We start from the raw sequence: 4893 nt of genomic DNA, 5'->3' as shown, positions 1-4893 counted from the left end.
ATGAAATGATGTTTTAGTAATTATTTTCTGTTTAATTCATTGTTTAAAATGATGCATGGCAAAATTGCATTTCATATTGCGGTTTTGCTTTTTGCATTGCCCAAGGCCGCCGCCTGATGTTTCCGCCGTTCGCCCAGGCCTGCGCCGGTATGACGCTTGAAGTACTTGCCCAGATAGGACGCGTCGGCGAAGTGCAGCGCATCGGCTATCTGCTGGATGGAGCGCCCGGGTTGGGCCAGCTGCTTCTTGATCTCCAGCACCACCTGGCGGTCGATCAGCGTCTTGGGGGCGTCGTTGAAGTACTTCCGGCTCAGTTGCGCCAGGTAATAGGGCGTGATGTGCAACAGGTCGGCATAGAACGCGACCTCCCGCTGGCGCCGGCAGTGCTTGCCTATCAATTCCCAGAACCGCCAGCAGATGGCCTCGGGCCGGCTGAAATCGTTGCTTGCCTCGGCCTGCAGTGCGTCCGTCCGTTCGCAGATCCACAGGAACAGGTTCTGGAAATGATTGACCAGCATGGCCCGTCGATGGCTGGCGCATTGCTGGCCAAGCATGGCGGCCAGCGCCTGCCAGGCGGCCATGAATGCCGCCCCGCCCTGCTCCGCGGTGAAAAACGGATTGCGGCTCAGGTAGCGGAACAAGCGGTTGGGTAAACCGGACGCGACCTCTGCGGCGATGGCGCGCTTCATCAGGTAGGCGGCGCAGGCGAACCCGTCCGTGCTGCTCTTTGGCCGCGCGATGGAATCCTCGGCCAGCACCAGGAAATCGCCCGGCGCCATCCGGTACGACTGGAAATTCACTTCCCATTCGGCGCTGCCCTGGCGGCAGACCAGCACGGTCACATAGGCCAGCGGCACGGGGCGGCCGAGCGGCGCGTCGAATTGGCAGTCGCCCATGTACACATCATCGGCGCCGTCGGCCAAAGCCTGGTAGCAAGTTTCCATTTAGGCTGTTTTTTGCTGGAAGATTCTTCAATTTCCAGCCATTAGTTTTCAAATTTACCGATTCTACCCTGATCACTGCCTTACCCTCGCGCTTGTCCGTTTCTACAATTTGGCCTGTTTCATCGGTGGAATCCAGAGAGGAATCATGCTGCACACCCCACGCCTGATCATGCGCCCCTGGCGCGACAGCGACGCGCCCAGCCTGTATCGCTACGCGAGCGATGACCGTGTCGGTCCCATCGCGGGGTGGCCGGTGCACGACAGCCCGGCCTATAGCCTGGAGGTGATCCAGACCGTGTTCGCGCGCCCGGAGGTCTATGCCGTGGCGCGCAAGGAAGACGACATGGCGATCGGCATGGCCGGCCTGCTGATCGGCCAGGACAGCAATTTCGAGATCGCCGACGACGAGGCCGAGGTGGCCTATTGGATCGGCGTGCCCTATTGGGGCCAGGGGCTGATACCGGAAGCCGTCGGCGAACTGATGCGCCATGGCTTCGAAGACCTGCGCATGCGGGCCTTGTGGTGCGGCTATTTTGCCGACAACCTGCAGTCGGCCAAGGCTCAGGCCAAGTGCGGGTTCAGGCATCACCACACCGAGGAAAACAAGTTCAACCCATTCCTGAACGACTATCGCACCGAGCACATCAGCCGCATCGGCAAGGAAGAATGGCAGGCGCTGCGGGGATAGGGGTGGCGCTGGTGAAGCAGCCCTCGCTGGCCAGATCCGTCTTGATCCATTCGATGAACGCGCGCGTGCGGGCCGGCAGCAGCTTTGCGTGCGGATAGATGACGCTGACCGGCCGGGGCGGCAGTTCGTAGTCGGCCAGCACGGTGGTCAGGCGGCCTTGCGCCACGTGCGGCGCCACCTGGTAGGACAGGAACATGCCAAAGCCCAGGCCGTCCAGGCAGGCGCCCAGCGCCGGGGCGACATGGTTGAACTCCAGGTTGCCGGCCACCGGCAAGGTGAACATGCGGCCATTATTCTGGAAGGCCCACCAGGAATGGCCGGCGCCGGAGAAGTCGATGCAGTTGGCCTGCAGCAGGTCCTTGGGATGCGCCGGCTCGCCCTGGGCCGACAGGTAGGCGGGCGCGGCCACCACCATGCGCCGCACCTGCCCGACCTGGTGCGCGACGAGCGAGGAATCGTTGAGCCGGCCGATGCGCACGCCCAGGTCTATGCCCTCTTCCAGCAGATTCACCTGGCGGTCCGCCAGCACCAGGCTGCAGCGCACCTTGTGGTGTTGCCGGACAAAGCGATTCAGCGATGGCGCCACGTGCATCTGGCCGAACAGCACCGGCGCCGTGATCGTCAGCTGGCCGGCAAGTTCGCCCGTGTCTTCGCGCAGCGCCGATTCGGCCTCTTCCAGGGTTGCCAGCACGTGGCGGCAGCTGTCCAGGTAGCACAGGCCTTCATTGGTGAGCGCGATGCGCCGGGTGCTGCGGTTGAACAGCCGCACGCCCAGATCGGCTTCCAGCGCCGCCAGCGTGCGCACCACTGTCGGCAAGGACGCGCCCAATACCTGCGAGGCGGCGGTCAGGCTGCCCTGCTCCGCGATACATACGAATGCCGCCATGCTTTTCAGCTTGTCCATCAAAAATTACTCCAAGTTCCGCAAGAGTGAAATTCGTGACGCACCATTTATTCCAGGTGATCATGGCTGCATACTCCGTTTAGTTATTTTTTGTCACTGAAGGGATTATCAATGATTTCTCCGCTCCGGGCGTCTGATTATTCGCAGCATTTTCGGATCGGGCATGGCCGGCGTTCGCCGGCCGTCTGAATATCCCCTCTTCCTGTTTCAGGCGCGCTTTCCCCGAGAAAGCGCGCCCGATATGCCACGCACGCGCTGGATGCGCATGCCGGCAGGCGTTTTGCTGTTTTACGGCCCAGGGCGCAAGGTTTTCCGGCGCGCCCGCGACGGGCCGGCTTCGTCAGAAAGATAACCATGTCATGCGAAGGAGACAAAATGCTGGATACCGCAAATCCGGTCAGGACCGACACGCACGCGCAACGCAAGGCGACCGTCGACCGCCTCACGGCCCTGTCCATCCGGAACAAGACCAATCCGTTCCTGGACATCGCCTGGCCCGAGTCGCTGCCCGAGGACGTCATGTGGATGCCGCACGAGCTGATGACGGTGCATGGCACCCAGGCAGGCGCAACGCTGACGCCCGAGCAGCTGCTCAGGCTCAGCAAATGGGAAAGCATCTGGTTTTACAGTTTCAACGTCCATGGCGAACGGCATTTGCTGCGCGACGTACTGAACTGCATGCACAGTCCCGGCTATGAGGACGTATCGGACTACATGCACCATTTCGTGTGCGAGGAAAACAACCATAGCTGGTTCTTTTCCAATTTCTGCACCCGTTACGGAGGCAAGGTCTATGTCGACAAGCGCTCGCAATTCCAGGCGCAGCCATTAAAGCCCGCCGCCAATGCCTTCCTGATATTCGCCAGGATCCTGATCCTGGAGGAAATGCTCGATTACTACAACGTCATTATCGCGGCCGACGAGGCCGTGCCCGCGGTAATACGCGAACTCAATGCCTTGCACCATTATGAAGAGGCGCGCCACATGGCGTTTGGTCGCGCCATCGTGGCGGATCTGTTCGACAAGGCGCGCAAGAATTGCGCGGACGAGGATATCGACGCATGCCGCGCCTATCTGGATCGCTATATCGGCTGGTGCCTGGACTCGCTGTACTACCCGGCCATGTACCGGGATGCCGGCATCGCCGACGCCTATCAATTTCGCAATGCCGTCATGGCCGATCCGGGCCGGCAATCCCATCACGAGGCCATGACGGCCAAGGTAAGGAAATTCTTCGCAAAAATAGGGGCAGCCTGAAATGAATAATCAAAACCCGGCCCTGGCCGCACTGACACAGAAAATCAAGCGCTTCGTCGCGGAGCGCAATCCGGAACTGGGCGACGTCCATATCGACGACACGGTGGACCTGATCGAAAGCCGCATCGTCGATTCCCTGATGTTCGTGGAGTTCCTGCTGTTCCTGGAGGACCACTTCGGCTGCGAGATCCTGCTCGACTCCGGCGACGTCGGCGCCTTCCGCACGGTTCGCGGCATCTACGACAACTTCAACCAGAAAGCGGGGGTGGTGAATGTGTGATTCCGGCAAGTACTGGGCTACCCACCAAGGGCTGGTCACGCTCGATCCGCTGGCGGTCCGGCTGAAGGACCTGCTGGACGCCAGCTTCCTGAACATCGCGGCCTCGCTGCAGGCCGAGCGCATGCAGTTCCCGCCGCTGCTGAATGTGGCCGACGTGGACGCGCTGGACTACTTCAAGAACTTCCCGCAGTTGCCGTTGCTGGTGTCAGCGACTGACGCCCGGGCCATGAACGACAAGCGCGGCGCCAGCCGGGAAGCCTGGACCGAAATCAGCCACGACTGCCTGGCCCAGGCGACCCACATCCTGCCGCCGGCGGCCTGCTATCCGGTGTACAGCCATCACCGCGACGCGCCGGTCGGCCGCCTGAAGACCATCACCACGGCGGCGAACTGCTTTCGCAACGAAAGCCATTACTCGGGGCTGCGGCGGCTGAAATCCTTCAGCATGCGCGAGATCGTGTTCATCGGCGAGACGGAGCCGGTGACCCGGGCGCTGAGCCTGGCGCGCGGCCGCATCCATGACCTGGCGGGCGCCCTTGGCGTCGAGACCAGGCTGGAGAACGCGACGGACCCGTTCTTCGATCCCAACTCCGCCCGAGCGGTCATGCAGCAGATGTTTCCGACCAAGCAGGAGATGGTGTACGGCGACGATCTGGCGATTTCCTCGTCCAACTTCCACCGCAACTTCTTCGGCCAGCGCTTCAACATCAGCAGCGTGGACGGCCAGACCGCCCACACGGCCTGCATCGGCATGGGCCTGGAGCGCTGGATACACGCGATGCTGGAGGTCTACGACAACGATATCGAGCGGGCCATTGCC

At 61.6% G+C, this 4893-nt stretch carries 6 protein-coding genes; 4 read left to right on the top strand and 2 right to left on the bottom strand.

The window, feature by feature from the left end:
- Window positions 1–71 precede the first annotated feature (71 nt).
- Complete coding sequence (locus KDH83_RS29500) at window positions 72–944, bottom strand: helix-turn-helix domain-containing protein (protein ID WP_212322335.1); 873 nt, start codon at window positions 942–944, stop codon at window positions 72–74.
- A gap of 145 nt (window positions 945–1089) precedes the next feature.
- Here KDH83_RS29500 and KDH83_RS29495 point away from each other — a divergent pair, with 145 nt between their 5' ends.
- Complete coding sequence (locus KDH83_RS29495; RefSeq protein ID WP_249205444.1) at window positions 1090–1632, top strand: GNAT family N-acetyltransferase; 543 nt, start codon at window positions 1090–1092, stop codon at window positions 1630–1632.
- Here the strand turns inward: KDH83_RS29495 and KDH83_RS29490 are convergent.
- Window positions 1589–2536, bottom strand: a complete 948-nt coding sequence (locus tag KDH83_RS29490; RefSeq protein ID WP_212322333.1) for a LysR family transcriptional regulator — start codon at window positions 2534–2536, stop codon at window positions 1589–1591. The genes KDH83_RS29495 and KDH83_RS29490 overlap by 44 nt on opposite strands.
- A 375-nt stretch (window positions 2537–2911) precedes the next feature.
- Here KDH83_RS29490 and KDH83_RS29485 point away from each other — a divergent pair, with 375 nt between their 5' ends.
- From KDH83_RS29485 to KDH83_RS29475, 3 genes are all read left to right on the top strand, one after another.
- Window positions 2912–3793, top strand: coding sequence for a diiron oxygenase (locus KDH83_RS29485; protein ID WP_212322331.1), 882 nt, complete (start codon window positions 2912–2914; stop codon window positions 3791–3793).
- A 1-nt stretch (window position 3794) separates the two neighbouring features.
- Complete coding sequence (locus KDH83_RS29480) at window positions 3795–4073, top strand: acyl carrier protein (RefSeq protein ID WP_212322329.1); 279 nt, start codon at window positions 3795–3797, stop codon at window positions 4071–4073.
- Window positions 4066–4893 (top strand): hypothetical protein (locus KDH83_RS29475; RefSeq protein ID WP_212322327.1); only part of this gene is annotated, 828 nt, incomplete at its 3' end. The genes KDH83_RS29480 and KDH83_RS29475, both read left to right, overlap by 8 nt.

Origin of the sequence: Achromobacter sp. Marseille-Q0513 (genome assembly GCF_018195695.1) — a bacterium.
GTDB lineage: Bacteria > Pseudomonadota > Gammaproteobacteria > Burkholderiales > Burkholderiaceae_B > Achromobacter.
Note: the sequence above shows the minus strand (reverse complement) of the source record. Positions and strands in the feature narration are given on the sequence as shown.

Bases quoted from the DNA above. Each gene is read 5' to 3' on its own strand.
- KDH83_RS29500 (WP_212322335.1), bottom strand. From the start codon at position 944: ATGGAAACTTGCTACCAGGCTTTGGCCGACGGCGCCGATGATGTGTAC.
- KDH83_RS29495 (WP_249205444.1), top strand. From the start codon at position 1,090: ATGCTGCACACCCCACGCCTGATCATGCGCCCCTGGCGCGACAGCGAC.
- KDH83_RS29490 (WP_212322333.1), bottom strand. From the start codon at position 2,536: ATGGACAAGCTGAAAAGCATGGCGGCATTCGTATGTATCGCGGAGCAG.
- KDH83_RS29485 (WP_212322331.1), top strand. From the start codon at position 2,912: ATGCTGGATACCGCAAATCCGGTCAGGACCGACACGCACGCGCAACGC.
- KDH83_RS29480 (WP_212322329.1), top strand. From the start codon at position 3,795: ATGAATAATCAAAACCCGGCCCTGGCCGCACTGACACAGAAAATCAAG.